This is a genomic window from Streptomyces longispororuber, assembly GCF_014656095.1.
In the GTDB taxonomy this organism is placed as follows: domain Bacteria; phylum Actinomycetota; class Actinomycetes; order Streptomycetales; family Streptomycetaceae; genus Streptomyces; species Streptomyces longispororuber.
Genome location: NZ_BNBT01000012.1, coordinates 38989 through 65327 on the forward strand (window position 1 = coordinate 38989; position 26339 = coordinate 65327).

Genomic DNA, 26339 nt, shown 5'->3' on the forward strand with positions numbered 1-26339 from the left:
CGTCAGGTGTGGGAGCCGTCCCACTTGAAGTAGGCGTCGCCTATCGGCGAGTCCTGGTACGAGCTGGTGTAGAGGGCGTCCGGGACGTCACTCGTCCTGAGGAAGCCGGTCGAGCCGCCCCCGGACTTCGCGTTGTAGAGGAGCTTCCGGTCCGCGTCGTAGTACCACCACTGGTGCTTGTTGGTGTCGCAGGCGGAGGTCCAGACGGCGTTGACCGGGTTCTCGAAGTCGGTCGTCAGACACTTGCCGGTTTCGCGGTTCTTGAGCTGGTGGTAGATGCCGTGGCTGCCGCCGATCCAGTCCCACTGCTGTCGCTTCCAGCCCTGGCAGTGTGTGCCGTAGGCCGTATCGCCGTCGCCGGCGGTGATGCACGTGTTGAACCTGTGGTTCTTGAAGGTCCAGTAGCTGGGCGCGGCCTCTGCGGTCGCCGGGGCCAGGATGCCCGCGCCGGTGACGAGTGCGCCGACGGCGGCGACGGTCGCGAGACGGAACTTCTTCACTACAACCTCTTTCCGTGAGAGCTGAGAGTGAGAGTCAGAGAGCAGCGGTGGGGGATCTCCAGTCCCGCTGTCGTCCTGCGATCAGCTTGCCGAGCCGTGACGCGTGAGACGTAGGCGCTCAGAGCACACTCATGTGGCAATGCGTCCACGGGGGGCGTGACAGTGGCGCCGGTAGTCGGCCGGCGGCACGCCGTACGCCGCGCGGAAGGCGCGGGTGAAGTCGGTCGCCCGGGCGAAGCCCCAGCGCGCGGCGATGGCCCGGATCGAGGTGGAGCCCTGCGCCGGGTCGGCGAGGTCGAAGCGGGCGCGCTCCAGGCGCAGGCGCCGGATGAACGCGGCCACGGTCGTGCTCTCGTCCTGGAAGAGCCGGTGCAGATAGCTCGGGGAGACGCCGTGCGCGGCGGCGATGGCCCGGGGCGTCAACCGCGGGTCGGCCAGGCGCTGCTGGATGTACTGGGCGATGCGCAGCAGCAGGGCGGTCCGGCTGCCGGCGGGCAGGAGCGCGCGCTCCCGGCCCGCGGCGAAGCCCAGCAGCGCCGCGATCGGGAGCGCGCGCTCCCGGTCCACCGCGCAGCCGAGCAGCGCCGCGACCATCCCGCTGAGCACGGAGCCGAGGCGCTGCGCGTCGGGCGGCCGGTAGGCGCTCGTCTCCTCGGTGAGGCGCGTGAGGAACCGGGCCAGGAGCGCGCCGACGCCGTCCCGGCTCGGCATGCGGCGCCCGAGCACCTTGTCCGCCTGGTCGCACGGCAGGGGCAGCAGCGCCTTCGGCAGGACGACGCCGACGGCCCGGATCGGGCCCGTCCGGATCTCGTGCGGCTGTGCGCAGTCGCCGAGGAAGAAGTCACCCGCGCGGAGCGGCAGTTCCCGCAACCCGTGGGAGACAGCCGCTCTCCCGTCCAGGACGAGCGTCAGGTGGTAGTGCGGTGCGGCGTCCTGCCGGGTGAGCCGGGGGTCCGGCCACAGGACCATCGGCCGGAAGGAGGCCGACCACACCTCCATGGCCCCCAGCTCGACGACCCGCATGGCGCCCTGAACGCCCGCCGGTGCGGTTTCGTACGCACATCTGCCGTGACGGCACAGAGTCGCGCCGGTGCAGCCCTCTACGAATTCCCCCATGGATTCCCCCGTATCGTGCCCGTGTGGTCAGCCCGGGCGAGGGGCTCCGTACATTCCCCTGTGTGAACCCGGTGAAGTCGGTGCACCGTGAACGTAGGGGGCGGTGCGGAGCCGGGGGATGAACGGGAGGTGGCCGGCTCCTGCCGGAACGGCGAAGGGTCTCGGCCTCCGCTCAGCCTCCGCGCGCGGCCGGGAGCCGTGGCGGACCGCCGGGCGGGTCCGCCGGGACGCGTCGGGCCCGCTGCCGGTAGTCCCGGGGCGGCATGCCGTAGGCGGTGCGGAAGGCGCGCGTGAAGGCGGAGTGCTCCACGAAGCCCCAGCGGGCCGCGACGCGGTGGACCGGGAGGTCCCCGAGCCGGGGGTCGGCGAGGTCGTGGCGGGCGCGCTCCAGGCGCCGCCCGCGGATCAGCTCGGTGACCGTGGTGTCGCGGAGCTGGAAGAGGCGGTGCAGATAGCGGACGGAGATGTGGTGCGCGGCGGCGACGGTGGCCGGCGAGAGGTCGGGGTCGGCCAGGTGCTCCTCGATGAACGCCTCGATGAGCGGGAGCAGTTCATGTGGGCCGCCCTGGGCCCGCCCCAGGCCGTCCCGCGGCCACGCCGGGCCGTCCTCCTCCCGCTCGGGGGCGCCCTCGTCCGCGTGGTGCGCCAGCACCGTGGCCAGCAGGTCCAGCGCCACCGAGCTCAGCCGCGAGACGTCGGAGCCGGTGTAGGGGGCCGGCGCGGCGGTGACGTCGGTGAGGAACTGGGTGAGCAGCGCGCCCAGGCCCTCGCGCCCCGGTAACCGCCTCCCCAGCAGGTGGCCGGTCCGTCTGACCGGGGCGGGCAGCAGCGCGCGCGGCACCCGCGCCTGGACCAGGGCGGGCGTACCGTGACCGGAGAGGAGGACGCGGAACGGCAGCGAACTGTCGCACAGCGCGAAGTCCCGCCCCCGCAGGTCCGCCTCGCGGCGGGCCTGGGCCACCCGCAGGGCGCCCCGGTGCGGGAACAGCACCGAACACAGCTCCGGGTCGGCCCGGCGGATCAGCCGCTCCGTGCGCCACACGACGGCCGGCGAACACGTCAGGTGTACGACGCTGACCGGCCCGAGGTCGAGCACCCGTACGGTGGCCCGGAAGCGCGCCGGGTCCGCGGTGGTGACGCGCATGGGGTGGCTGGTGCCGCCCAGGAAGTCCTCGAAACGGGCCAGCCGCTCCCCGGGCGGGAGGTCGTCACTTCGAAACACTGTTCTGATCATGCACACCCCTGACCTTCAGTGACTCCGAATGTCCAACGGGTGATCGTACGTGCGCGAATCGACGGAACCCGGGGCGCGGGAAATGGCAGGCGGCTCGTTGCCTTACGTTCACCTGGCGGTCGGGCGAGGGTTGGGGAGAGGCGTCGAACGCGTTCTACGTTCGCAGGGTTCTGTCCCTGAGAGAGCCCAGGTGTGCCAGTGAGCGACCACCCACCGAAACTGTCCGTGATCGTCCCTTGCTTCAACATCGAGGCGTACGTACCGGACACCGTGACGAGCCTCGTCCACAACGACCGGGACGACTTCGAGTTCATCTTCGTCGAGGACCGGTCGACCAAGGACAACACCTACGAGGCACTGCTGACGCTGACCAAGCGGCTGACGCACAGCAGGGTGGTGCGCCACGAGCGCAACGGCGGCCTCGCCACGGCCCGCAACACCGGCATCGACCACGCGGAGGGCCGCTACCTCACCTTCCTGGACGGCGACGATTGGCTCGCCCCGGGCTACCTCGCCGCCCTCGTGGACCGCGCCGAGCGCCTCGACGTCGACTTCGTCCGCACCGACCACGTGCAGGTCACCGGCACCGCGCGCGAGGTCCACCGGGCCCCGGAAGGGCGCAGGAACAAGCCGCTCGACCCGCGCTCCTCCATCCTGCCCGTCGACGCCACCACCATGGTCGACTACCCGTACGCCTGGGCGGGCGTCTACCACCGGCGGCTGCTCGACCGGGGCCTGCTGCGGTTCCACGACGGACTGCGCACCGCCGAGGACCGCCCCTGGATCTGGGAGCTGCACCGCAGGGCGGAGTCCTACGCCGTCGCCAGCCTGCACGGCGTCTTCTACCGGCGCGGCATCGCCAGCTCCCTGACCCAGATCGGCGACGTGCGGCAGCTCGACTTCTTCCGCTCCTTCGACATCGTCCTCGAGGAGCTCGCGGACGACCCCGAGGTCGGCAGGCTCCGCAAGAAGGCGCTGCGCAACTACTGCGTCGTGATCGCCCACCAGCTCCTCGACCGCAACCGCTTCGAGCGCAGCGTCTACGCCCGGCTGCGCCAGCTCGGCGCCGAGGCGCTGGAGCGGATGTCCACGGCGGAGCTGGAGGAAGCCCTCGTCGGCATGGGGGAGAAGCGCGTGCAGGCGCTGCGCCGCATACACGGCGGCATGAAGGGAGTCGCAGCATGATCCAGATCTTCTTCGCGGCCACGCAGTACGCCGCGGCCACCGTCACCGCCGCCGTCCGCGCCGGACTCTTCGGCCCGCGCGCCGCCCACCGCCGCATCCTCGTCGTCAGCAACGTCGCGGCGGTGCCCGAGGTGAGCACCCCCCTGGACCGCATGGCGGGCTTCGAGAAGCTCCGGCCCGAGTTCGACCAGGTGCACTCCTGGAACGAGTTCATCGCTCCGCACCACCCCGCCGGGTGGGCGCCCCGCGCCCAGGACGCCCCGCTGTGGGAGAAGGCGGTGCGCCTCGCCTGGGACCTCGGCGACGAGCCGGTGGAGATCGCCTGCGAGTCCATCCAGGCCAACCCCTCGCGCGCCGCCGCCACGATCTTCGCCGACAGCCCGATCCACGTCTACGCGGACGGCCTGATGAGCTACGGCCCCACCCGCAACCGCGTCCCGCACGGCATGAGCACCCGCATCGAGCGCGTGCTCCACCTCGACCTGATACCCGGACTGCGCCCCATGCTCCTGTCCGAGTACGGCGTCGCACCCGAACCCGTACCGAACGAGGCGATCGTCGACGTCCTCGCGCAGATCGGTGAGGAGGGGGCCGGCCTGCTCGACCGGGCCCTGCCCGCCGTGGAGCGGCCCACCGTGGTGCTGCTCGGGCAGTACCTGTCCGCGATCGACCTCATCACCCAGGACGAGGAGGAGGAGCTCCACGTCCGGATGGTGCGCGCCGCCGCCCGGGCGGGGCACACGAGCGTGCTGTTCAAGCCCCACCCCAGCGCGCCGGCGGTGTACAGCAGGTCCCTGGAGACGGCGGCCACGGAACTCGGCGTACGGCTCACGGTCCTGAGCGAACCCGTCCTCGCCGAGACGGTCTTCGCGCGGTTGCGGCCCAAGCTCGTCATCGGCTGCTTCTCCACCGCCCTGATGACGGCCGCCGCCTTCTACGACATCCCCGTCGCCCGCGTGGGCACCGGCCTGCTCCTCGAACGCATCAAGCCGTACGAGAACAGCAACCGGGTGCCCCTGACGATCATCGACGCGGCCCTGCCCGACGCCGAGCGCGACGAGGCCGGCACGCACCTGGAACTGGACGCCCTCGCGGAGCAGTTGGCCCCCCTGGTGTCGGCCGTCGGCTACTGCATGCAGTCCCTCAAGCACCGCGACCTGCGCGACGAGGTGAGCGCCTGGCTGGCCGCCCATCTCGCCGACCACCCGCAGTACTTCAAGAAGCGCCGCCTGACCAGCCTGCGCCTGCCCGGGGGCAGCACCGTCCGCGCCGAGTCGCTGCGCCGCAACCCTGCGGTGCGCCGCGTCGTACGCCGCATCAGGGCCGCGCAGTCCTGAGCCGCGGGGCGCCAGGACGCACAACGCGCGTCGCCCCTGCCGGACAGGGGCGACGCGCGCGAGGATTCCGTCGATCTACCGGCCTACCGGCCTACCGCCGCGACAGCGCCCGGGCCCGGCGGGCGACGCGCCGCACCGTCGCGTTGCGCGGGATGAAGGCGAGCCGGGCCGGCACGCCCCCGGGCAGGGCCAGCGCGCTCAGGCGGCGGCGCTTGAAGTACCGCCAGGTCCGCGGGGACAGGCGCGTCGAGAGGAACGCCTCCGCCTCCGGCCGGAGCCCCGGGTAGATCTTGGGCTGCATGGCGTAGCCGACGGCCTTCAGCAGCGCGCTCAGCTCCTCGACCGCCTCGCGGCCGGGCATGCGCCACCCGGTCACCGCGGCCTCGTCGCCGAGGTCGGGCAGCAGCGCGTCCACGATGGTCAGCGGCACCCGGTTGCTGTTCTGGTAGGGCGCGAGCCGCCCCAGCAGGCCGTCGGTGCCGACGCGCGCGACCGGGACGCGGTACAGCCCCGCCGCCGTCAGCAGCGCCGTGGAGAAGCAGCCCACGACGAGCGCGGGCCGCATCCGCTGGAAGGCCACCTCCGCGAGCACGGGACGGTCCAGCACGGTGAGCCGCCCGCCGAGCCGCTCGGCCTCCTCCTCCAGCAGGCGCGACCACCGGGCGGGGGCCACCGGGTGCGGCTTGAACACCAGGCGGCGGTGGCCCAGGGCCACGGCACCCCGCACCATGCGCAGGTGCAGGTCCTCCTCCTCGGCGTCGGTGAGGATGCCGAGCGCCGACAGGTACTGCCCGAGCAGCAGGGCCGGGCCGTCCGCAGCGGCCTCCACCTCGCCCTCGTCCTGCGCCAGCTCGTCCAGGACCTTGCGGAACGCCTCGCCCGGCACCAGCTCCGCGGGCACGCCGAACTCGGTGAGCAGCAGGGGCTTCAGGCCCGGCACCAGGTCGAGGTGGAGCAGGCGCCTGATGCGCGTACCCACCAGGGGATTGAGCTTGTCGCGCGTGGGGCCATAGCTTATGAGGCCGTCGGCGTAGACGTCGACGGGCGCGTCGGTGAAGAGCTGGCACACCGCGAGCGACGGGTTGACCTGCACGGACTCGACCGCCAGCTTGATCCGGTCGTCGCCGAGTCCCCACAGCAGCCGCAGGTGGCGCTCCCACAGGGGGATGTCGTTGCCGCGGGGGCTCCAGCCGCCGGGGTGGAACGGCGCGATGGTGTCGTTCCACGACAGCACCCCGTCGAAGCGCTCGCGGATGCGGGAGAACCCCGGCATCGCGTCCACGGACGGAGTGACCTCCGGGTTGACCGCGTTGTTCGTGACGAGCAGCAGACGGCGGTCCACCGGCTCGAAGAGGCCCGCGTCCAGGGCGGCGGCCAGGGTCGCGGCCCCGTACAGGGTGGACGCGCAGAAGATCTGGGTCGTGCGCGGCATCAGGCGACCGCCGCCCGGGGGGAGACCGGCCTGCGCCGCAGCCGCCGGAGCTGGTTCGCCCGCTGCGTGTCCATCGAGTCGAGCACGTCCGCGAGCACGTCCTGCGGCATTCTCCGCAGGGCGGCGGAACTCAGTGAGCGCAATTGTCGGGCCACGGCGGGTTCGAACCTCTCGATCGCTCCGAGATGATGAGCCATGATCGCGCAGTACGTGCGCACTGCTTTCGGCAGCAGCTTATCCGCCTCGGCGTCCTGTGCCGTTTCCTCGACCACCTGATCGAAAGCGCGAAGGAAATCGAGCTGCCGTACGTCTCCGATCTGCGTCAACGAGGAGGCGACACCCCGCCGGTAAAACACCCCCAACAAGCTGACTGCGGCGAAGGATTCCGCCTCCCGGTGCAGCCGCCAGATCCACGGCCGGTCCTCGGCGGTGCGCAGGCCGTGCGTGAAATGCAGCAGGCCGCGGTCCAGGAGCCGGCGGTGGTAGATCCCCGCCCACGCGAACGCGTAGTCCACGGAGGTGGAGCGGTCCGCGGGCAGTATGACGTCGCGCGGGCTCAGGACGGTGGCCCGCGGACCGACCGGGACGCGGTGCACGGCGCGGGCGCGCGCCGTGCACTGCACATGGTCGGTACGCAGGAAGTCGCAGCCCAACTCCTCGATAGCTGCTACCAGTTGCTCGTAGTAGCCGGTCGCGAGCCAGTCGTCGCCGTCGAGGAAGGTGACGTACTCGCCGCGGGCCGCGTCCAGGCCCGTGTTGCGGGCGGTGGCCAGGCCCCCGTTCTGCTCGTGTCTGAGGTGCACGGCACCCGGGAGCTCGCCGGCGGCCCGCTCCAGGACGTCCGGCGTCTCGTCCGTCGAGCAGTCGTCGACGAGAATGAATTCGAAGTCGTCCCGCGCGTTCGCACGCAGTGACTTCAAGGTGTCGGGCGCGTATTGCTGCACGTTGTAGAACGGCACGATGACGGAGAGCTTAACCACGTGCGAGACGTTAGGTGTCGGCCCGGCATTCGTCCTGTCCCGCGGTGGGATGTCAGGTGAACGAAGCGTGGCGGAACGGTTAACCGAGCTGTCCTTCACTCTTTTGCCGCACCGCTTCCCCATTCGTCGGCACGCTGTTAACCGTTTGTTGCACCCGAGTTGGGCCGCCCATCGACATGCCTTCCTAGCGTCGTCGACGTGCCAGTAAGCAACAAGACGACGCGGGTCGCCGTGCTCGCGGACTCCGACACCCGGTGGAAGTGGGGCGCGCTCACCGCACGGCGCCTCGCCGGAGCCGAGGGCGAGGGCGCCGTCGGCGGCGCGGCCGGGGACGGCCCCGCGGACGTCCGCCTCGACGGATACCTGCTGCGCGGCCGGGCCACGCCGACCCCCCGCCAGCTCGACGAGGTGGGCGTGCGCGCGGACCGCCTGCGCGAGGTCACCGCGGTCGAGTTCCTGAAGGAGATGGAGCGCGACCGGACGGCGTACGACGTCCTCGTCCTCGCCCTCGTCGGCGGCGGCGTCCAGGCCGTCCTGCACGGCCTCGCCCACGCCTGGGGCGGCAACGGACACCGCCCCGTCGTCGTCACCGGCTACGTCGGCGTGGTCTACGAGAAGCTCGCCGACGGCCTGCTCCTGCGCCACGGCGCGGACGTCGTCCTCGCCAACTCCCGCCAGGACGCGGAGCGGTTCCGCGCCGTGTACGAGGGCGTGGGCGCCGACGCGTCGAGCGTCACGGAGGCCGCGCTGCCCTTCCTCGGCGGCGCCCCGTACGCCCCGCTCGACCCCTACACGGTCGTCTTCGCCGCGCAGCCCTCCGTACCGGACAAGCGCGCCGAGCGGGCCTACCTCCTGGAGCGCCTCGTCCGGCACGCGCGGCGCCACCCCGAGCGCGAGGTGCTGCTCAAGCTGCGCAGCAAGCCCGGCGAGCACACCACGCACATCGAGGAACTGCCGTACCAGAAGCTGGTCAAGGGCATGGACACCCCGCCCAACTTCCGGCTCGTCTACGGGCACATGGGCGAGGTCCTGGACCGCACCGACCTGCTGGTCACGGTCAGCTCCACCGCCGCGCTCGAAGCGCTGCACCGGCGTATCCCGACGGCCGTCCTCACCGACTTCGGCATCCGCGAGGTCCACGGCAACCACCACTTCATCGGCTCGGGCTGCCTCGCCTCCTGGGACCAGCTCGACGCCGGGTACAGCCCCGAGCCCGACCCGGCCTGGGTCGCGCGCCAGGGCGTGTGCGCCGACGGCGGCTACGCCACGGCCTTCGACGAGGCCCGCGACCGCGTCGCCGCCCTCACCGCGCGCGCCGCCGCGGGCGGCCTGCCGCCGCTGGCGCCGTACTACACCCGCACCACCGCGCCCGGCTACCTGCCCGGCATACTCGCCCGCCACCACCTCGGCCCCGACGGCGCGCCCCTGCCGGGCGCCCGCGCCGCCGACCGCGAGCCGGGGCCGGTCCGCCAGGCCGTCCGCAGCGCGGCCCGCGGCGCCTACCGGCACGGCGTACAGCGCGTCGCCCCGGTGATCCGGCGGATGGGGGAGCTGTGACGCCGCGGATCCCGGCCCAGGGCGCAGGACAGGCCCCGTCGAGCCCCCCGCCCAGCACCTCACCAGGCATCCCCGAAGGAGCCGCCATGCCCGACCCCCGCCCGGAGGCCGCCCCGGCGCGCCGCGTCCTCGCCGTCATCCCCGCGCGCGGCGGTTCCAAAGGGGTGCCCGCGAAGAACCTCGCCCCGGTCGGCGGCGTCCCGCTGGTGGCCCGCGCGGTCCGCGCCTGCACCGCCTCCCGCCTGGTCACCGACGTCGTCGTGTCCACCGACGACACCGTGATCGCCGAGACCGCGCGCGCCGCGGGCGCCGAGGTGGTCCTGCGCCCCGCGGCCATCGCGGGGGACACCGCGACCAGCGAGGCGGCCGTCCTGCACGCGATGGACGCGTGGGAGGCGCTGCACGGCGCGACGGTGGACGTGGTCCTGCTGGTGCAGTGCACGAGCCCCTTCATCACCCGCGAGGACGTCGACGGCATCGTCGAGGCCATCGTCACCGGTGGCGCGGACACCGCCCACACCGTCGCCCCCTTCCACGGCTTCGTCTGGCGCGACGCCGGCGACGAGCCGCCCGCCATCGAGGGCGAGCGCACCACCGAGGAGGGCGGCACCACCAGGACCGTCACCGGCACCGCCACCTCCGGCGGCTACGGCGTCAACCACGACAAGTCCTTCCGCCCCCGCCGCCAGGACCGCCCCCAGGACCTCCTGGAGACCGGCGCGGCCTACGGCATGCTCGCCACCGGCTTCCGCGCGCACAAGCACCGCTTCTTCGGGCACACCGAGCTCGTCCGCACCGACCCGGCGCGCGTCCTGGAGATCGACGACCCGCACGACCTCGCGCGCGCCCGCGCCCTCGCCCCGCTCTTCGACGCGGTGCGCTCCGGCGACGAGGCCGCCCTCCCCACCCGCGACGACATCGACGCGGTCGTACTCGACTTCGACGGCACCCAGACCGACGACAGGGTGCTGATCGACTCCGAAGGACGGGAGTTCGTCACCGTGCACCGCGGTGACGGCCTCGGCATCGCGGCCCTGCGCAGGTCCGGCCTCGCGATGCTGATCCTGTCCACGGAGGAGAACCCGGTCGTCGCCGCCCGGGCCCGGAAGCTGAAGCTCCCGGTCCTGCACGGCATCGACCGCAAAGACCTCGCGCTGAAGCAGTGGTGCGAGGAGCAGGGCATCGCTCCCGAGCGCGTGCTCTACGTCGGCAACGACGTCAATGACCTCCCGTGCTTCGGCCTCGTCGGCTGGCCCGTGGCGGTCGCGAGCGCCCACGACGTCGTGCGCGGCGCCGCACGCGCGGTCACCACCCTCCCCGGCGGTGACGGCGCGATCCGAGAGATCGCCGCCTGGATCCTCGGCCCCTCCCTCAACAGTTAAGGAAAGTTCCTGCCATGAGCACTACGGCCTCCGACAACCGCCTGCGCACCCTCGGTTCGAAGACCGCCGGTCCCGGTCACCCCGTCTACATCACCGGCGAGATCGGCATCAACCACAACGGCGACCTGGAGAACGCCTTCGCGCTCATCGACGCGGCCGCGGACGCGGGCTGCGACGCGGTGAAGTTCCAGAAGCGCACGCCCGAGATCTGCACCCCGCGCGACCAGTGGGACATCGAGCGCGACACCCCCTGGGGCCGCATGACGTACATCGACTACCGCCACCGCGTGGAGTTCGGCGAGGCCGAGTACCAGGCCATCAGCGAGCACTGCGCCAAGCGCGGCATCGACTGGTTCGCCTCCCCGTGGGACACCGAGGCGGTGGCGTTCCTGGAGAAGTTCGACGTCCCGGCCCACAAGGTGGCCTCCGCGTCGCTCACGGACGACGAGCTGCTGCGCGCCCTGCGCGCCACCGGCCGTACGATCATCCTCTCCACCGGCATGTCCACGCCAAAGCAGATCCGCCACGCGGTCGAGGTCCTGGGCAGCGACAACATCCTGCTCTGTCACGCCACGTCCACGTACCCGGCGAAGGCCGAGGAGCTGAACCTCCGCGTCATCAACACCCTCCAGGCCGAGTACCCGAACGTCCCGATCGGCTACTCCGGCCACGAGACGGGCCTGCAGACCACCCTCGCCGCCGTCGCCCTCGGCGCCACCTTCGTCGAGCGGCACATCACCCTCGACCGCGCCATGTGGGGCTCCGACCAGGCCGCGTCCGTCGAGCCGCAGGGCCTGCAGCGCCTGGTCCGCGACATCCGCACCATCGAGGCGTCCCTCGGCGACGGCGTCAAGAAGGTGTACGAGTCCGAGCTCGGCCCGATGAAGAAGCTCCGCCGGGTGGCGGGCGTCGTCGCCGAGGCGGAGTCGGCCGACCGCGAGCCCGTCACCGTCTGACCGTCCGCACCACCCCCGCCGGCGGGCCGCGCCAGACCGCGCCCCGCCGGCCCTCGGCGCCCCCGGGAGCGCACCGGTGCCGCTCCCGCGCCGGGCGTTCCCGGGTGGCTGTGCCGGGGGTGCCGAGGGGGCGGTGCTCGCCGCGTCGCCCGGCCGGGCGAGGGGCCGCGTGCTCCATCCGGCCCACCCGCGTCACCCGGTCGTGCCGCGGCCGCCGAGTTCACCCGAAGCGCCGGGCAGGGCCTGAGCCGCCCGTGTCACCCGACCGGCCCCGGGGCCGTCCGAACCACCTGAATCGCCTAGATCACCTGAACCGCCCGAAGCGCGTTAACCACTCGGACCACGTCCGTCACCAGGCCGCGCGACCCGCGTCGGCCGGCGGACGCGCAGGACGACTGCGCAGGACCACCTGATCTGCCCGGACCCGCCCCATCCCGCACGGGAGGACCGACCCATGTCAGCACGGAGCGCACGCCGCGCCGCGAGGGCACCGCACGGCACGCTGGCGTTCGTGGAGTCGCCGGTGCAGTTGCTCAACGTGCTGGAGTGGGCGCACCTGTCCACGGCACGTGAGCCCGAGACCGCCCCCGGCGACCTGACCCTCGTGGTGCTCGCCCCCACCGACCCCATGACCCGGGGCCAGCTCCGCCGCATGTCCGAGCTGGCGCGCGTGGACGGCTTCCAGGTGCGCTGGGAGGAGGCGCGCGGCGGCACGACGGCGCCCTTCCACACCATCGGCGGCCTCGCGGCCCCGCTGCGCAAGGCGGCCCGGGTGGTGATCGGCGACCCCTTCTCCCGCTACGTCCAACTGCTGCTCACCATCACGCGCGCCCGCGACCTGGTGGTCGTCGACGACGGCACGGCGACCATGGAGTTCGTCTCGCAGCTCGCCAAGGGCGAGCGGCTGGTGCGCTGGCACCGCAGGGGCGGCCGCCCCGGCCCCCGGGACATGGTCTTCATGCCGGTCTCGTCCTCGGCCCGCCGCCGTCTGACGCCGACCCCCAAGGGCCGGCGCCGGGTGGAGGTCTTCTCCTCGATGCCCATCGACGAGGCCCCCTCCGGCGTGACGGTCACCGTCAACTCCTTCGCGTGGACCCGGGCCCGCTTCGGCCCGCCGCGCATCACCAAGGGCGCGGACCTGGTGGGCACGTCCCTGGTGGAGACCGGGGTGGTGGACCTGGACCGCTACCTGGACGCGGTGGGCGCGCTGGCCCGTACGCACGGGGCGGCCCGCTACTTCGCGCACCGCCGCGAGAGCGCCGAGAAGCTCCACCGCCTAGCCGTGGAGACGGGCCTCCAGGTGATCCGCCCCGACCTGCCGCTGGAGCTGATCGCCCGCCGCGGCCCCATCGGCAGCACGATCCTGAGCTTCCCCTCCACGGTCGTCCACACCCTGCCCCTGGCCCTGGCCGGCACCGAGGTGAAGGTCGCGGTCATGGACATCGACCCGGCGTGGCTGACGGACAAGGCGTCACCGCGCGCGCAGGGCTTCCTCTCGGGCGTCACGGACACGGCCCGCGACGTCCACCGCCTGGCCGCCCTCCCCCACACCCCACCCGGCCCCGGCATCCCCACCCAGGGCGGCACCCAACAGACACCGGCTCCGGCGTAGGGGACCGGGCACGCCGTTCGCGCTCCGCCCGTAAGCAACCGTTGCGTCCGGGCTGTCCGGACCTGTGACCGGAGCGGCACAGGACCGCTCGGCAGAAATCTGTCGACTGCGGTGTGTGACGGTGAGGCCAAGGCGCTCGCCCTGCATGGCCGGAATGCGTCCCGGCTGCACAGGTCCTTCACACTGCTGTGGCACTCGACCTCTGCGCGCACGTGCTGGTGAGTACGGGAACCGCGGCCAAGGGTGAGGCCCTTCGTTCGCAGGTGTCACGAGGTACCGAACCGTTGGCTGGTACTCGCCCTGGTCGGGTGCTCCCAGTGACCAGGCGGTCGAACAGCGCACGCGTTGTGGCCTGGGTCACATTGACGGTTTGTGCGGGCGCGGCATTTACTCACCCAGCCGTGAACGTTCTGTGACGATGTTCGGTAACTCTGGGGTGGGGACTGTGGGGTTGAGCCAAGACGTGCACCGTGGTGCACGGCTGACGCGGTGGGGAGTGGCCGGCGCTCTGGTGGTGGCGGCCACGACATCCGTGACGGTGAGTACGCCCTCGGCGGCGGCTCCGGCGACGTGCGACGCGGGGGTGGGGTCGGACTTCAACGGCGACGGCATCCGGGACATGGCCGTGGCCGACCCCGAGGCGACCGTGGCGGGCAAGGCGGAGGCCGGGCTGGTCCGTATCGTGCTCGGGGACGACAAGGGTGTCGTCGAGATCTCGCAGAAGCTGAGCGGGATGACGGCAGCACCTGAAGCGGGGGACAAGTTCGGCGCGTCCATCGCGGTGTACGACGCCGACAAGGACGGATGCGACGACCTGGCGGTCGGCGCGCCCTACGAGGACGTCACCACGGCCGACGGGGCCCAGGCCGACGCCGGTGCCGTCTACGTCATCCACGGCCGGCCCTCGGGCATCGGTGAGGGCTCCCGCATCAAGAGCTACACCCAGGCGGGCTTGGACGGGGACACCGCGACCGAGGCCGGGGACCTCTTCGGCTACGCCCTCGCGGCCGGCGTGAAGACCGGAGGCAAGCCGTACCTCGCCATCGGCGTGCCGGGGGAGGCCATCGGCAGTCTCTCGGACGCGGGGTGCATCCACTACGTTCAGGGGACCGCCAAGACCACGGTCAACCAGGACGACCCGGACGTGCCCGGCGTGGCGGAGGCCAACGACCGGTTCGGCCACTCCCTCGCGGCCACCAGTCGTTTCGTCGCCGTCGGCGCACCGGGAGAGGCGATCGGCGGAGAGACGTTCGCCGGAGCGGTGACGCTGTTCAACCACACCATCGAGGACGGCCGACCGACGCCCCTGGACGGCGTCGACGAGAACCACCCGGCTCTGGTGTCCGGCGCGTCCGCCAAGGACGACCGGTTCGGCACGGCGCTGTCGATGGTCGCGTACCGGCCCTCCGGCGCTGACACCGACACGGACGCGCTCCTGGCCGTCGGCGCCCCCAACGAGAACGTGGGCACCGTCACCGACGCGGGCGCCGTCACCGTCATCCGGATCAAGCCGTCTGGAGCCGTCACCGAGGTCGGTTTCCTCGACCGGCTGTCGTCCGGTGGAGACGAGCGCCCCGCGGCGTCGGACTTCTTCGGCCAGCGGGTCGCGCTGGCCAACACCGAACCGGGTGACCCCAGCACGGCGGAGACGATCAAGCTGGCCGTCAGCGTCCCCAACCAGGACGTGGGAGCCGCGGAGAACGCGGGCGCCGTGCACCTGCTGTCCCCCCTCCGCTCGCCGGGACGAACGGCCCAGGTCCTCACGCGGGGCCACGGCCTGCCCGGAACGGCCGAGGCACGCGACCTCCTCGGGCTCGGGCTGTGGGCCACGTACAAGGACCTGTATGTCGGAGTGCCCTACAGCAAGACACCGGGTGACCGGAAGGGCCTGGTGTACGCGGGCTCCTGGAAGCACTTCCAAGGCGGCTCAGGGGCCGTGCGCACGGTGAAGCCGGGCGCGGACGGGGTGCCGGACGAAGGCAAGGCCTTCGGCTCGGTCATCCGCTAGAGGCAGAGAGCTTCGACGCGTGCCCGCGGTGCGCGCCGGGGCCTGGTTCACGGCTCGGGCTCGGCTTACGACTCAGGGGGAACGGTGAAGAGCAGAGCGGTACGGCGCGCGCGAAGAAGCGCGGCCCTGGTGGTCGGCACCCTCACGTCCGCGCTGGCAGTCGTGGTCACCGGGCTGTCTCCCGCGGTCGCGACGCCGCAGGAACGCCCGGCCTCCGCGACGGCATCGGCTCCGCGGACAGCGCTCACGGACGACATCGCGCTCCGGACGTCGGAAGAGACCGGCAAACGTGTCGAAGTCCTTGGCAGGCGCACAGAGCGCGGTCAGACGTTCGCGAACCCTGACGGCACCCTCACGGTCAAGGAGTACGCACAGCCGGTCCGTACGCGGAAGGGCGACGCCTGGACCGCGATCGACACGACGCTGGTCGAACAGGCGAACGGCACTCTCGCTCCCAAGGCCACTCCCACCGCCGTGACCATCTCGGGCGGTGGAGACGGCCCGTTCGCCACGCTCGCCCGCGACGGCAAGACCCTCTCCCTGTCCTGGCCGGACAAGCTGCCCGCTCCCGAGGTGCAGGGCGCCACGGCCACGTACCGATCGGTCCTGCCGGATGTCGACCTGGTCGTGCGCGCGGAGCCCGAGGGCTTCGCGCACCTGCTGGTCGTCAAGTCCGCCGAAGCGGCGGCCAACGCGAAGCTGGACGACATCGAGCTGCCCGTCGAGGCCCGGGGGGTCGCCGTGAGCGAGGCGGCCGGGGGCGGGCTGGTGGCGAAGGACGCGGCCACGGGTGGCACGGTCTTCGAGGCCCCGCAACCGGTGATGTGGGACTCCAGCGGCGACAGTCGGGCGGCACGGAAGCAGGACCGCGCGGCGGTGGCACCGCAGGCCGTGCCGGGTGACGGCGCCCGGGTCGCCGACGTCTCGCTCGGGCTGCGGCGCGGGGCCATCACCCTGAAGCCCGACATGAGCCTGCTCCGCGGCGAGCACACCCGCTACCCGGTGGTCATCGACCCGGTCGCGAGAACGAAGAGCCGCACGGCATGGACCTGGGTATCGTCCGCCAAGCCCGGCCTGGAAGGCTGGAAGTTCCCCAACTCCGACGACGGAGTCGAGTCCGGCAAGGGCGTCGGCCGCTGCCCGGCGAACTTCTCCGTGCGCTGCACCGGTAGTGACGACGTACAGCGGCAGTACTACGCGATCCCGACCGGGAGCTTCGAGGGCAAGAAGATCCTCAAGGCCGAGTTCGCCATCACGCTGGTGCACACCTACAACAGCGAGGCACGCTCGGTGCAACTGCACCGGGTGAACAGCTCCGGCGGCAGTGCCATCAACTCCCGCACGAGCTGGTCCAACCGGCCTTCGAGCAAGGACCACATCACCTCGGAGTCACCGACCAACGCGACGGGCTCCTGTACGGCGACCAACCAGAACGTCCGCTTCAACGTGAAGGGCACCGTACAGAAGGCGGCGTCCAGCGGCTGGGACACCACCACCTTCGGCCTGCAGGCCGCGGACGAGGACTCGTACGCGGCCTGGAAGCGCTTCTGCAACAACGCCGCGCTGGAGGTGACGTACAACCGGCCGCCCTATCAGCCGAGGATGGACGAGCTGAACATGGACCCCGGAGGCAAGTGCGCCTACGGGGAGGCCACCAAGCACTACACCAAGAAGGCGCCCACGCTGTCCGCCACCATCTGGGACCCCGACCACGGCGACGTGAAGGGCAACGCGGAGAAGATCAGGGCGCAGTTCGAGATCTTCTGGACGGACAAGAACGGGAACGAGAAGAAGTACGTCGTCACGACCGGCTACCAGCAGTCGAACACCGAGCGAGGTCGTAACAGCGGCTACGAGAGGTTCACCTACAAGGCGGGGACGGACATCCGCGGGGACGGCACGGGTGCGTTCACGCTGCCCCAGAACACCGTGATCGGCTGGTGGGTACGCGGCGGCGACGACATCGACGGCCCGGAGGAGTCCTGGGGGCCGTGGAGCCACGAAGGATCGGGTACCCGGTGCGAGTTCATTCTCGACTCCACCAAGCCCGATGCGCCGGAGGTGAAGTCCGAGACGTACCCGGATGACGACAAGTGGCACGCGGGTGTGGGTGACTACGGCTCCTTCGAGCTGCACTCGGAGGGCACCGACGTCGTCAAGTACCGGTATCAGTTCACGGGCGAGTCCGAGAGGACGGTCACGCCGAGCGCACCCGGCAGGCCGGTCACCGTGCGCTGGATGCCGCGGCGGGAAGCCCCGATGACGCTGTATGTCGAGGCCGAGGACCGCGCCGGCAACAGCAAGGAGATCACCAAGTCCTACCGTTTCCGGGTCGCGAAGGGGCGCTCCCCCAAGGCCGCCTGGGCACTGGCCGACCCGGTGGAATCCCGGCAGGCCGTGGGCAACGACGGTACCCCGCCGGCGGCGGCAGGACCGGGCGTGACGTTCGGCGAGGACGGCCCGCACGGCTCCGTGCGCACCGCCGCGGCTCTGGACGGCAGCAGCGGCGCGTATCTGAACGCCGGCCGTCACATCGTCGACACCGACGCGACGTTCTCGGTGGCCGCCTGGGTGCAGTTGCCCGAGCTGCCGAAGAAATCGATGACCGTGGTGAGCCAGGACGGCTCGGCCCAGTCGGGTTTCTCGCTCGGCTACGACGCCGGGGCCCGGCGCTGGTCCTTCCTGGCTCCTGACAGCGAGATCGACTCCACCATCTCCTGGGAAGTGCAGGGTCCCCGGGCGGTGCCCGGAGAGTGGACGCATCTCGTCGGCGTCTACGACAAGGACGAGGCCAAGGCCGGAAGCGCCGGCACGATGCGCATGTACGTCAACGGCACGCTGGTGAAGGGTGATGTCCAGGAGCGTCCCACGACCTGGAACGCCACCGGATCGCTGCAGATCGGACGCGCGCTGGTGCCCGCCGGGTACACCGCGAACCTGAAGGGAACCGTCGCGGACGTCCAGGTCTTCGACCGGGTGCTCGCCGCGGACGAGACGAAGAGCCTCGGCGGCATTCCGCCCTTGCAGCGAGCGTACTGGGACATGGACGAGTCGGACGGCGACGTGCTCCCGAACCGGTCCGGCGGCAAGGGCCTGACGGCGCACGGCGGGGCGGCTGTCCATCAGGCGGACGACTCGTGTGACGTCCTCGACCCGAACTGCAAGCCGGCCGAGCCGCCCGTGTGGGGTGACGGACACCTCGCCCTCAACGGCAAGGACGGCTATGCGAGCCGAACCGCGGGACTGCTGAAATCCAAAGCCAGCTTCACCATCACCGCGCGGGCCAGGCTCAGCTCGCCCGACGCGACAGCCACACAGACCGTCTTCTCGTTGCCCGGCAAGGACGGATCGGTGGCCGGTGTCCGCTTCGACAAGGACAGCAAGCACTGGAAGCTCCGGCTGACCGAGAAGGACGCGTCGGACGCGTCCGTGACGGAGGCGGAAGCGCGTGACGTCCAGCCGAGCAGCGAGGGCAGAGGTGATCACCTCGCACTCTCCTACGACGCGCTGTTCGAGGAGGTACGGCTCTATGTCAACGGTGAGTGGACGGGCCAGGTCGTCCGGTGGTCCAACGACTGGGACTTCTCCACGGCCGGCTTCCAAGTGGGACGCGCGGGCCTGACCTCTGGCTCGCAGTACTTCTCCGGCGCGGTGGACGAGGTGCGCGTGTTCGACGGTGCGCTCGACGAGCCGCTCGTGGCCACCGTGGCGCATCTGAAGTCCGGTGTGAACCTGGACGGCACCGTGACCTAGACACCGGGAGGGGGCGGGCGGCTCCGCACCGGCTGGCCCGCACTCCTCCTCCCTCTCCGTCTGCCCCTTCCGAACCCTCCCGGAGACAACACGTGTCTACGTCCCAGTGGTTCCGCCTGCCCTCCTGGTCCACCCATCAACGGCTGCGGCGTCAGGTCGTGGTCGCCCTGGGCCTGTCGCTCGCCGTGGGGCTCCTGCCGCAGTACGTTCCGCAGGCCGCGGCCGAGGACAAGGGGCGTACACGACCAGGCGTCCAGCAGGACCTCGGTGCACCCGTGCCCGGAGCCGACCTGCAGCCCGGCAGACACCGGACCAACCCGGCGGAAAAGGCGCGGGTGAGGAAGGCTCCCGACGTCTCCTGGCCGAAGGCGGCCGTGGCGACCGTGTCCCTCGGCACCAAGGCGACGCACCCCGTGGAAGCACCGGGCCTGCCGGTCGAGGTGGGCCCGGCGGAGAAGTGGACGAGGAAACAGAGAGCGACACCGCCCGAGGCGGTGCGGATCCGTCTCGCCGGGCGGGAGCAGGCGGGAGCGGCGGGCGTCGACGGCGTTCTGCTCACGATCGCCGACACCGGCAGGACCACTGCCGGGGCCACCACCGCACGCGTCACCCTCGACTACTCCGGGTTCGCCGACGCGTACGGCGCCGGCTACGGCTCCCGCCTGCGTCTCGTACAGATGCCGGAGTGCGCCCTCAGCACCCCGGAGAGGAAGGGCTGTACCCGGCAACGTGAACTACCCGCCACGAACGACGCCACCTCCGGCACGCTGAGCGCCGACGTCCCGGTGATGGCCCGTGGTGCCCGGCGTCCGGGCCCTGCCACGGTGCTCGCCGCGACCGCCGGCGCCTCCGGGGACCAGGGCAGCTTCGGAGCCACACCGCTCGCACCGTCCGCCGAGTGGAGCGTCTCCAACTCCTCCGGCGCGTTCAACTGGACGTACCCGTTGCGGACGCCCCCCGCCCCCGGCGGCCTCGTACCGGCGGTCTCCCTCGCCTACAGCTCGCAGTCCGTGGACGGCCAGACGGCCGCCACCAACAACCAGGGCTCCTGGATCGGGCAGGGCTTCGGCTACGAACCCGGATTCATCGAGCGTCGCTACAAGCCGTGCGCCGACGACGGGCACGCCAAGACCAACGGCGACCAGTGCTGGGCCTACGACAACGCCACCATCCAACTCGCCGGTGGCAGTTCCGGTGAGCTCGTCAAGGACGACGACACGGGTGAGTGGCGGATCAGCGGTGACGACAACAGCAAGGTCGAGAAGCTGACCGGGGCCAGTAACGGTGACGACAACGGTGAGCACTGGCGGGTCACGACGACCGACGGCACCCAGTACTACTTCGGTCTCGACAACCTGCCGGGATACACCACGGGGAAGGAGCAGACCGGCTCCGCCTGGACCGTCCCGGTGTACGGCGACGACTCCGGCGAGCCCTGCTACGACGCCACGTTCGCCGACGCCCATTGCAAGCAGGCCTGGCGGTGGAACCTCGACTACGTCGTGGACCCGCACGACAACGCCATGTCGTACTTCTACGGCAAGGAGACCAACTACTACACCCAGGGCCTGAAGACCGGCGAGAACGGCAAGCCGTACACACGCGGCGGCTACCTCAAGCGGATCGACTACGGCCAGCGCGACGGCAAGGCGTACAGCACGCCGGCGGCCGCCCGCATGGTGTTCGACACCGACGAACGCTGCCTCGCCGCCGCGGCCGACTGCCGGCCGGGAGATCTCACGGACGCGACGGCGGGCCGCTGGCCCGACGTGCCCTGGGACCTCAACTGCAAGGCCGACACCAAGTGCAAGGGGCAGAACAGCCCCACGTTCTGGACCCGCAAGAAGCTCGGCAAGATCACGACTCAGATCCGCTACGGCGACGGCTATGCGGACGTGGACTCCTGGTCGCTCGGCCACGTCTTCACGGACAACGGCGACAGCTCCAAGTCGCTCTGGCTCAACACGATCAAGCAGACGGGTCACGCGGGCTCCGGCACGGCGAGCACTCCCGCAGTGGAGCTCCTCGGCCAGCAGTTGCCCAACCGGGTGGACAAACCCGGCGACCACATCCAGGCGATGAACCGCTTCCGCCTCGCCGGGGTGGACAACGGCACGGGCGGCCGACTCGACGTCCTCTACCGCGACGCCGAATGCAAGGCGGGCGACCTGCCCTCGGCGGACTCGCCCAAGAAGTCCTGCTACCCCGTGAAGTGGAACCCGCCGGGCGCCGAGGACCCGATCACCGACTGGTTCCACAAGTACGTGGTCGACCGCGTGGTCGAGGACGACGTGACCGGTGACGCGCCCAACAGCGTCAGCGACTACGACTACCTGGGCGACGCGGGCTGGAAGAAGGCCAGACCCGACGGCATCACCAAGGACGAGTACCGCACGCACAGCGACTGGCGCGGCTACGGCCGCGTCCGCGTGACCAAGTCGGACGGCACGGTGGGCGCGGCCGACCTGCGCTCGGAACACGTCTTCCTGCGCGGCCTCGGCGGCGAGGTGGAGGACTCGACCGGCAAGAAGCACGCCGACAGCGACGAGCTGTCCGGTCAGGAAGTGGAGACGATCACCTATGACGGCGGCTACGCCGCCGACAAGGTCGTGTCGAAGAGTGTCAGCACGTCCTGGTCCCGGGCCACGGCGACCCGGGCGATGAACTGGGGCACGCGCAAGGCCTACTACGTGCGCCCGCAGACCACGAGGACGTACACGGCGCTGGACGGCGGCAAGTGGCGGGAGGTGGCGGCCACCACCCGCTACGACTCCGCGACGGGCCGCCCGGTCGAGACCGACGACTACGGCGAGGTCGGGGACGGCTCCGACAACCAGTGTGCGCGCACCGAATTCGCGGACAGCAAGGCCAAGCACATCTACGAGCTCGTCTCCCGCGTCGAGAAGGTCGCTGTCACCTGTGAGACGAAGCCGGACCGCAAGACTCAGGTGATCTCGGACGACCTGACGTTCTACGACGGGAAGGCCCTGGGTGAGGCGCCCGTCAAGGGTGACGTGACCAAGGTGCAGCGGCTGTCGAAGCACGATGGCACGAAGGCCACCTACCAAACGGTGACGGAGTCCGCGCCGGCGGACTTCGACCCCTTCGGGCGGCCGCTGAAGGTCAAGGACGCCAAGGGCACCGAGACGAAGTTCGCCTACACCGAGACCGACGGACTGACCACCAAGCAGACCGAGACCAACCCCCTGGGCTGGGAGGTTTCCACGGAGTACGTCCGCTCCTGGGGCAGCCCGTCCGCGCAGGTGGACATGAACGGCAAGCGCAGCCAGATGGAGCACGACGCGCTCGGCCGTGTCACCGAGGTCTGGCTGGCCGACCGGTCGAAGAACGAACCCCCGTCGATCAAGTACAGCTACCTCGTCCGGAAGAGCGCGCCCACCGCTGTCAAGACGGAGAAGCGCGAAAGGCGCGACTCCTACGGTGTCGAGTACACGCTCTACGACGGACTGCTGCGGCCCCGCCAGCAGCAGTCCGAGGGGCCGGACGGCGGTCGCGTGATCGCCGACACGCACTACGACGGCCTCGGGAACGTCGTGGAGACGGCCTCGGACTACTACACCAAGGGCGCGCCCACCGACGCCGTCTTCAAGCCCGGCGGGGAAGTGGACGGCCAGACCGTCACGCGGTACGACGGCGCGGGCCGTAAGACGGCCGAGATCTTCCAGGTGGCCGACGAGGAGAAGTGGCGCACCACCTACACCTACGGCGGTGACCGCGTCCACGTCGATCCCCCGGCGGGTACGGCACCCACCACGACGATCACCGACGGTCGGGACCGACCGACCGAGATCCGCCGGTACAAGGGGGACAAGCCCCTGCCGAACGGCACCTCGTCGGACTACGAGAGCACGTCGTACAGGTACACGCCCACAGGACAGCTCAAGGCCGTCGAGGACTCCGCGGGCAACACGTGGTCGTACGACTACGACCAGCGCGGCCGCAAGACCACGGCCGTCGACCCGGACACGGGCAGGTCGACGTACACGTACGACACTCTGGACCGCCTTGTCTCGTCGACCGACATGCGCGGCAGGACGACGTCCACGAAGTACGACGTGCTGGGGCGCCCGGTCTCCACGTGGGAGGGCGAACCGGACAAGGGTACGCAGCTCACGGCCACGACCTACGACCACGTCGCCAAGGGCCAGCCGTACGGCACGTACCGGTACGAGAACGGCAAGGTGCAGGCCTCGACGCTCAACGTCCAGCTCGACGAGTTCTACCAGCCGGAGCTGACCAAAGTGGCGCTCGGCGGGGACGTGGCCGAGGAGCTCAAGGGCACCTACGAGTTCAGTACCGAGTACAACGCGGACGGCACGGTTCAGTCCCAGGCCCTGCCCGCGGCGGGTGGCCTCGGCGCGGAGACCCTCACCTACACCTACGACGACCTGCAGCGTCCCGTCCAGCTCCTGTCCAACCTCGACGGCCGGCAACAGGGGGCGTACGTCGGGCAGGCGTCCTACGCCCCGACCTCACAGCTCCAGCAGTTGCAACTCGGCACGATCGGCGGTACGGACGGCAAGAAGACCTGGCTCACCTACGAGCGCGAGCGCGGCACCGACCGGCTCACGAACTCCAGGGTGGACGTCTCGGGCGTCGACGCCGTGACGTACGACGCCGACTACACCTACGACGCCGCCGGAAACGTCACCTCCATCGCCGACACCCCGACAGGGGGCCAGTCCGACGTCCAGTGCTTCCGCTACGACTGGCAGCGGCGGCTGAAGTCGGCCTGGGCGACAGCGAACGCCGCCGACGGCGCCGCGGGCACCGGTAAGCAGAACAAGGCGTGTGCGAACGACGCGAGCGCTCCGACACTCGGCGGTCCAGGAGCCTACTGGCAGGACTTCGACTACGACGCGTCGGGAAACCGCAGCAAGCAGGTCCTGCACGGCGTGGGCGGCAAGCCGGACGTGACGCGGACGTACACGTACGGCAAGGACGCGGACGGCAACGGCGGTCCGCACACCCTCACCAAGGTGGTGACGGACACGCCCGCCGGCGCCGGCGGGCCCGCCGTGAGGTCGCAGGACACCTTCGCCTACGACAAGGCGGGCCAGACCCGCCAGCGGGTTCTGAACGGCACGACGCAGGATCTGGCCTGGGACGCCGAGGGCAAGCTGGCCACGGTGAAGAAGCCGGACACGGAGGCGACGTCCTTCCTGTACGACGCCTCGGGTGGCCGCCTGCTGCGCAAGGAGCCCGGCAAGCAGACGCTGTACCTGCCCGGTATGGAACTCACCCTCGACACCGAGACGCGCGCGGTGCAGGCGACCCGCTACTACGGTTTCGCCGGTCAGACGGTGGCCATGCGCACGTCGAAGGGCGTGCAGTTCCTGGCGGGCGACCACCATGGGACGTCGCTCGCGGCGGTGGACGCGCAGTCGGGCGAGACCACCAGGCGCCGCATGGACCCGTTCGGCAACGCCCGCGGCTCGGGCGCGGGTGAGCCCTGGGTGGACGACAAGGGCTTCCTCGGCAAACCGGTCGACGCCTCCACCGGCCTGACACACGTCGGGGCCCGGGAGTACGAACCGGAGAACGGCCGCTTCATCTCGGCCGACCCTCTGATCGACTTCATGGATCCGCAGCAGATCAACGGGTACGCGTACGCCAACAACAGTCCGGTGACGATGTCGGACCCGACGGGGGAGATGCCCGACGAGTGCAAGCTGATGGGCGTCCAGTGCTGGAAGAAGAACAACGGGGGCTGGGCGTCCAAGCCCACGCCGGTGTACCGGACGTACTACATGCTCGACAAGACGCCGGCACAGCGGAAAGCCGTCGTCGTCCGCTCCCGTGCCAACGCCGAGCAGAGTCGCGCGGTCATGGCCGCCAAGGAACTCGGCAAGATCGTCTCGGACGAGCTGGGCATCACCGACGCGCTGGACTGCTTCACGACAGGAAGCCTCGGCTCCTGCGGGGCGACCATCCTCAATGTGGTCGCGAGTGCGATCGGGGCCAAGATCGGCCAGTTGGCCAAGAAGTACTTGTGGAACTGGAAGAAGGGCGTAGCCCTTGCCAAGCGGATCTGGGGCCTGCTCGGCAAATTGAAGAGCAGCTACGGCAAGTGGCGAAGCCTCGACAAAAAGGCCGACAAACTGGAGGACGCGGCCGCGAAGGAGTGCCTCAGCAACAGCTTCACGCCAGGCACCAGAGTCCTGATGGCGGACGGCAGTACCAAGTCCATCAGGGACGTCGACATAGGTGACAAGGTCCTCGCCACCGACCCGCGGACCGGCAGGACGAAGGTCCGTACCGTCACGGCGGAGATCAAGGGCAAGGGTGCCAAGCACCTGGTCAAGGTCACGATCGACACGGACGGCAAGAAGGGCGCGAAGACGGCGTCCGTCACGGCGACCGACGGCCATCCGTTCTGGGTCCCGGAGTTGGGCAAGTGGCTCGACGCGACGGACCTGCGTCCGGGCCAGTGGCTGCGGACCAGCGCAGGGACGCACGTCCAGATCACAGCGGTCGCCCGCTGGACGCAGCAGGCGGCCGTCCACAACCTGACGGTTGCGGATCTGCATACGTACTATGTGGCGGCGGGTGCCACACCTGTTCTGGTTCACAACTGTAAAGGAACGATCGACCCGAAACTGGTTAGGTTCTCGCAAGATACGGTTAGTCCGCGGTTCAGCAGTGGTGAGACGATCGAGCAAACTGCGGCCGGCCTGCGTTCGGGATACGTGAACCCCGAAACTTTGCCCACCATGCGGCTGCACTACAAGAACGGGAATCTCTACACGCTTGACAACCGGCGGTTGGTCGCCTTCCAGAAAGCTGGAATCCCGATGCCGTTCAGGATGGCAACTCCTGAAGAAGCCGCAGGTGAAGCATGGAAATTCACAACGAAGAACGAGGGGAGGTCGATTGTGATCAATCATTACGACCCGGTGGAGTGGGCGCCGTGAACTGGCCTGACGCTCGGCTGAACGAGATTGAGTCGCGGGAAGACTTTGCGGTGTACTTGCAAGAGCTGGCCAAGGCCCTCAGTGAGGGGCAGGTCCCGTTGGAGAATCCCGCTACTGCGGATTTCGTCGACGCATCTGCCCGCTGGGCCAAGGCGATGGATGGATTCTTCGAGAACGTCATGGGCGGGCCGGTTCCCGAGTCGCCGAGTTGGTCCATGGTCGCGGCGATCTTTCGGGCAGCCGTGAGTTACGAATAGCGCCCGGAGCGCGTGAAACCAGAGTGCTCCGAGGGGGTCGGAGCTGCGCCTCTAGGACACTCGTTCGAGGAAAGCCTGAAGCCCTGCCGAGAACG

15 protein-coding genes are annotated in these 26339 nt (G+C 70.6%); 10 read left to right on the forward strand and 5 right to left on the reverse strand.

Annotation, left to right across the window (positions count from 1 at the left end):
- Positions 1-2: 2 nt before the first annotated feature.
- The 3 genes from IE330_RS06585 to IE330_RS06595 all read right to left on the reverse strand — a co-directional run bounded on the left by IE330_RS06585 (position 3) and on the right by IE330_RS06595 (position 2850).
- Complete coding sequence (locus IE330_RS06585; protein WP_190134898.1) at positions 3-500, reverse strand: RICIN domain-containing protein; 498 nt, start codon at positions 498-500, stop codon at positions 3-5.
- A gap of 129 nt (positions 501-629) precedes the next feature.
- Positions 630-1616, reverse strand: a complete 987-nt coding sequence (locus tag IE330_RS06590) for a helix-turn-helix domain-containing protein (protein ID WP_190134899.1) — start codon at positions 1614-1616, stop codon at positions 630-632.
- 172 nt (positions 1617-1788) lie between these two features.
- Complete coding sequence (locus IE330_RS06595) at positions 1789-2850, reverse strand: AraC-like ligand-binding domain-containing protein (protein WP_190134900.1); 1062 nt, start codon at positions 2848-2850, stop codon at positions 1789-1791.
- A 198-nt stretch (positions 2851-3048) separates the two neighbouring features.
- On the opposite strand from IE330_RS06595, the gene IE330_RS06600 reads away from it, so the two are divergent.
- Together IE330_RS06600 and IE330_RS06605 are read left to right on the forward strand one after the other, a co-directional pair.
- A complete protein-coding gene (locus IE330_RS06600; RefSeq protein WP_190134901.1) occupies positions 3049-4035 on the forward strand; it encodes a glycosyltransferase family 2 protein in 987 nt (328 codons plus the stop codon).
- Positions 4032-5372 carry a polysialyltransferase family glycosyltransferase gene (locus IE330_RS06605; RefSeq protein ID WP_190134902.1) on the forward strand — a complete coding sequence of 447 codons (1341 nt, stop codon included), beginning with the start codon at positions 4032-4034 and terminating at the stop codon, positions 5370-5372. The genes IE330_RS06600 and IE330_RS06605 overlap by 4 nt, the downstream gene beginning before the upstream one ends.
- 91 nt (positions 5373-5463) lie before the next feature.
- Here IE330_RS06605 and IE330_RS06610 read toward each other — a convergent pair whose 3' ends face one another.
- Positions 5464-6804 carry a polysialyltransferase family glycosyltransferase gene (locus IE330_RS06610; RefSeq protein ID WP_190134903.1) on the reverse strand — a complete coding sequence of 447 codons (1341 nt, stop codon included), beginning with the start codon at positions 6802-6804 and terminating at the stop codon, positions 5464-5466.
- Positions 6804-7784 carry a glycosyltransferase family 2 protein gene (locus tag IE330_RS06615; protein WP_190134904.1) on the reverse strand — a complete coding sequence of 327 codons (981 nt, stop codon included), beginning with the start codon at positions 7782-7784 and terminating at the stop codon, positions 6804-6806. Before IE330_RS06615 ends, IE330_RS06610 begins: the two co-directional genes overlap by 1 nt.
- Before the next feature lie 198 nt (positions 7785-7982).
- Here IE330_RS06615 and IE330_RS06620 point away from each other — a divergent pair, with 198 nt between their 5' ends.
- The 8 genes from IE330_RS06620 (at position 7983) to IE330_RS06655 (ending at position 26244) form a co-directional block, all read left to right on the forward strand.
- Positions 7983-9341: a DUF6716 putative glycosyltransferase gene (locus IE330_RS06620; RefSeq protein ID WP_190134905.1), complete on the forward strand. Its 1359-nt coding sequence runs from the start codon at positions 7983-7985 to the stop codon at positions 9339-9341.
- An 86-nt stretch (positions 9342-9427) separates the two neighbouring features.
- Positions 9428-10723 carry an N-acylneuraminate cytidylyltransferase gene (locus IE330_RS06625; protein ID WP_190134906.1) on the forward strand — a complete coding sequence of 432 codons (1296 nt, stop codon included), beginning with the start codon at positions 9428-9430 and terminating at the stop codon, positions 10721-10723.
- 14 nt (positions 10724-10737) lie between these two features.
- Positions 10738-11679: an N-acetylneuraminate synthase family protein gene (locus IE330_RS06630; protein WP_190134907.1), complete on the forward strand. Its 942-nt coding sequence runs from the start codon at positions 10738-10740 to the stop codon at positions 11677-11679.
- Between the two features lie 454 nt (positions 11680-12133).
- The gene (locus IE330_RS06635; protein WP_190134908.1) at positions 12134-13291 is read left to right on the forward strand and encodes a hypothetical protein; all 1158 of its coding nucleotides are present in this window, start codon (positions 12134-12136) and stop codon (positions 13289-13291) included.
- Positions 13292-13829: 538 nt separating this feature from the next.
- Positions 13830-15299, forward strand: coding sequence for an FG-GAP and VCBS repeat-containing protein (locus IE330_RS06640; RefSeq protein ID WP_229925433.1), 1470 nt, complete (start codon positions 13830-13832; stop codon positions 15297-15299).
- 84 nt (positions 15300-15383) lie between these two features.
- Positions 15384-19052 (forward strand): LamG-like jellyroll fold domain-containing protein, encoded by a 3669-nt coding sequence (locus IE330_RS06645; RefSeq protein ID WP_229925434.1) that lies wholly within the window; start codon positions 15384-15386, stop codon positions 19050-19052.
- A 92-nt stretch (positions 19053-19144) separates the two neighbouring features.
- The gene (locus tag IE330_RS06650; RefSeq protein ID WP_229925435.1) at positions 19145-25987 is read left to right on the forward strand and encodes a polymorphic toxin-type HINT domain-containing protein; all 6843 of its coding nucleotides are present in this window, start codon (positions 19145-19147) and stop codon (positions 25985-25987) included.
- Positions 25984-26244 carry a DUF7660 family protein gene (locus tag IE330_RS06655; protein WP_190134910.1) on the forward strand — a complete coding sequence of 87 codons (261 nt, stop codon included), beginning with the start codon at positions 25984-25986 and terminating at the stop codon, positions 26242-26244. Before IE330_RS06650 ends, IE330_RS06655 begins: the two co-directional genes overlap by 4 nt.
- Positions 26245-26339: the final 95 nt, after the last annotated feature.

Excerpts from the sequence above, each read along its gene's own strand:
- IE330_RS06610 (WP_190134903.1), bottom strand. The coding sequence starts at position 6,804 with ATGCCGCGCACGACCCAGATCTTCTGCGCGTCCACCCTGTACGGGGCC.
- IE330_RS06625 (WP_190134906.1), top strand. The coding sequence starts at position 9,428 with ATGCCCGACCCCCGCCCGGAGGCCGCCCCGGCGCGCCGCGTCCTCGCC.
- IE330_RS06590 (WP_190134899.1), bottom strand. The coding sequence starts at position 1,616 with ATGGGGGAATTCGTAGAGGGCTGCACCGGCGCGACTCTGTGCCGTCAC.
- IE330_RS06595 (WP_190134900.1), bottom strand. The coding sequence starts at position 2,850 with ATGATCAGAACAGTGTTTCGAAGTGACGACCTCCCGCCCGGGGAGCGG.
- IE330_RS06635 (WP_190134908.1), top strand. The coding sequence starts at position 12,134 with ATGTCAGCACGGAGCGCACGCCGCGCCGCGAGGGCACCGCACGGCACG.
- IE330_RS06630 (WP_190134907.1), top strand. The coding sequence starts at position 10,738 with ATGAGCACTACGGCCTCCGACAACCGCCTGCGCACCCTCGGTTCGAAG.
- IE330_RS06605 (WP_190134902.1), top strand. The coding sequence starts at position 4,032 with ATGATCCAGATCTTCTTCGCGGCCACGCAGTACGCCGCGGCCACCGTC.